The sequence below is a fragment of the Klebsiella sp. 10-1 genome, from assembly GCF_009758445.1.
Lineage (GTDB): Bacteria > Pseudomonadota > Gammaproteobacteria > Enterobacterales > Enterobacteriaceae > Klebsiella > Klebsiella scottii.
On the sequence record NZ_WQRE01000024.1, the window covers coordinates 1 to 2,853 of the forward strand.

Sequence of the window (2,853 nt, forward strand, 5' to 3'; positions counted from 1 at the left end):
ACCGGCTGAATGACTTCATGCAGGCGCACGGGACAGAGCTCGCCGCCACGCTTGCCCCGGAGCTGATGGGACTCAGCCAGCAGCCCGCACTCCTGACCGGCCATGCGCTCGACCGTTCGGCGCATTATCTGCGCGAAGCGCTGTCCGTGTGGCTGAGTACCGGTGAAGAAATTCATTATGCCGCAGAAGACAGCGATATTTTAACGGCCATCGGATTCAGGCCTGACGCGGCTTCGCGGGTGGATAATCAGGAAAAATACACCCCCGCACAGAGCCTGATTTATGCCCGCCGGCGCGCGGAACTGGCCAGCAGGTAGCCCCCGCAAAAATCCCCGAAAATACCGCTATTTTTCCCGAATTAAGCCATGCATCCACAGGGTGCATGGTTTTGCATGTGCTTTCCCGTCCCGTCACTCCCTTCGCAGCCCTGTCCCGGCGCGGCCTGAGCTCCCCGATGCACCTGCATGAAAACCGACCCACGAAGCGTGCAGGCGAGGCGGGGAAAGCACTGCGCGCCAGCGGTAAAGTATTTATTTAATGATATTTAATTTCGCGGCCTGAGCGCGTCGCTGCGCTACGCGGGTTCGCAGGAGTGTCGGTGGGTGGTGTAGTTATGTTCGAGGGCGTGGCGAGCTTCTGAGGTGGTCAGGTGAAGTGCAAGAAAAGACCACCAGAAGGATGAGGGAAATGAGTCACTTTTGGTGTTAAGGGCGTAATTTTAGAAGCCTCTCAGTTCCTGTCATGAATTCAACTGATGTATTCTGTCCTGTAATAGCTTGAAGCAGACAGGCGGAACGGGGAGAACATTGCGCGCCAAGTATTAAGTTAATTTATTCTTCGTGCCACGAGGTTGTATATCGAATTGGGGAAGGTAGGGATAAGTAATAATTCATGAAATTATGTGGGCGCAAATGATGGAACGCCCACACCATTCTTCAAAGAATTTAAAATCAGTTGTTGAGGTGAATTCTATCTCCGAGGTAGTAAAGGCCAAAAAAAGTGGTCACTAACAACTGCCAAAGAATTAATAGGAAAATAAATGAATAAATAGCTAAGCAATAAGTGTTTGTTGTTGCTGATATAAGAGGGGATGCAAAGGTATGCAACATAATAAGAACTATGCTTTCTGCTGTGAGAAAAGAAAATAACATGCAAAGAAATAATCTGCGTGTCATGTCTTCTTTTGTTCGGTATGGTTTTCCATTCTCTTTTACCCCTTTTACATAAATGTATGGAGTGCCATTATCGCTAATTAAAGGGTCATCTATTTGCTTCCTATTAAATGTTGCGATGGCGGCTAATGCTGCGATGTAAAACCCCGGAAGTATAGAAATGAATGATATGGTATTTTTAAAAAAACCATCATTGCTTAAAGAAAGGGATGGCGTGGTTAGGCCGTAAAAGTAACCCATTGATAATAAAGATAAAAACAATGGAATTAACCAGTCATAGATAAACTTTCCATTGACGCCTTTTATGCTTAGATATCCAAAAGGTCTAAATAATTGGTGTATTATGTACATTGTAACCTCATAAAATACTATGGAGTTTAATTGTAATTTCTGAGTCTATCTTATCATATGAGTTGCTTAGGCGCGAACTGAAGCCATCAATTACACTTCTTTTGATAAAGGTTTTTTCAAGTGACTCTAGTTTTATATTATTGGTGTGCATTGTTACAGTTCGCGTTTTACTATTGTCATCATAATATTTAACTCTGATATCTTTGTAATTACCATTTGTCTTTTTATTGAAATGTCCACCAATATCTTTTAGCCAGGCTATTACATTTTTAGATTGCTCTACTGGCTTGATTTTCATGGTGCTTTCAATTGGAATTACAACTCCATTCATATCAGGAACATTGATTGTTCCAGTGTCATACCTTATCAGTGTTACCTCCGACAAGCCGCCACTGTTCATCTTATTGAATAACTCTATGTCTAATGTCCCACGTAATTCGGCTACAGGTTTGTATAAGACTTTTTTAGTTTTACCTGTAGATGTGTCAGTGGCATTGGTTTTGGCATTAATCGAGAATTTTTCTGTGTTAGCTCGTGAAATCTGGAATAATATCTTGTTAAAAAACAATTCTATTAAATTTGTTGATATTTTTGGTGCGCGGCTTATTACTGCCTTGTAGGTTCTTTTTTGGCCGGAAAGAGAAATCAATATGTGAGAGGAGAACTCATAGCCTTCTCCATCCTTATGATCTGGTTCTATTTTTCTTCTTGTTTGTCGTTTTGGATTCCTCAGCACCGTAGTTGAGCCATTCCTATCTGTTGCATTGAATAAGAGGCACAGATGTGTTGGGTTACTACTCCCCTGAGGATAATACTCAGCATCTTGTAGGGTAAGAACAAGGGTATTGGATAAATATGCGTATGAGAAATCTTTTTGAGCAATGATTAAAGGTGCAAGCTCAAGAAGTTCAGGTATTGGACAATTACAAGTGTCTTTATCAACATCATCTAGCTTTTGAGTTCTAAGTGCTGTATCTAAAACAAATTCGTGATGAGTAACATCACGAAAATACGCATCAAGAGATGACATCTATTTTCCTTAATAATTTATTGTTTATCTTTTCGTTCTGGCAGTATAGTCCCCACCAATCCATCAATACAACACGTTGGGGTAAGTATACCGAACGATTATATGCCTTTCTAACTTCATTTTTATCACTGTGAGCTAACGCTGCTTCTATGACGTCAGAGTTTAATCCTGCTTGTAGTGGTCAACTAAAACTGGCCACCGCTTTAGAGTTTTTCCAGTATCGATTTTCCGATTCGTTTGGGGGTAACCCACCGTTATAGTCATGCGGCCTTAGCGAGCTGTAATACCCGACGATATAGT

At 42.0% G+C, this 2,853-nt stretch carries 3 protein-coding genes and 1 pseudogene; 1 reads left to right on the forward strand and 3 read right to left on the reverse strand.

Translation table 11 applies throughout. The features are described from left to right. Positions 1-317 (forward strand): phage polarity suppression protein (locus tag GO007_RS28770; protein ID WP_286141869.1); only part of this gene is annotated, 317 nt, incomplete at its 5' end. Positions 318-950: 633 nt separating this feature from the next. Here GO007_RS28770 and GO007_RS28775 read toward each other — a convergent pair. From GO007_RS28775 to GO007_RS29685, 3 genes and pseudogenes are all read right to left on the reverse strand, one after another. After that, positions 951-1,523, reverse strand: coding sequence for a hypothetical protein (locus tag GO007_RS28775; RefSeq protein ID WP_072032620.1), 573 nt, complete (start codon positions 1,521-1,523; stop codon positions 951-953). A gap of 7 nt (positions 1,524-1,530) precedes the next feature. Continuing rightward, positions 1,531-2,553 (reverse strand): hypothetical protein, encoded by a 1,023-nt coding sequence (locus GO007_RS28780; RefSeq protein WP_032417508.1) that lies wholly within the window; start codon positions 2,551-2,553, stop codon positions 1,531-1,533. Further along, positions 2,540-2,728: pseudogene (locus GO007_RS29685) on the reverse strand (hypothetical protein); the annotation flags it as partial. The pseudogene GO007_RS29685 and the gene GO007_RS28780, both read right to left, overlap by 14 nt. Between the last annotated feature and the right edge of the window lie 125 nt (positions 2,729-2,853).

Excerpts from the sequence above, each read along its gene's own strand:
- GO007_RS28775 (WP_072032620.1), bottom strand. The coding sequence starts at position 1,523 with ATGTACATAATACACCAATTATTTAGACCTTTTGGATATCTAAGCATA.
- GO007_RS28780 (WP_032417508.1), bottom strand. The coding sequence starts at position 2,553 with ATGTCATCTCTTGATGCGTATTTTCGTGATGTTACTCATCACGAATTT.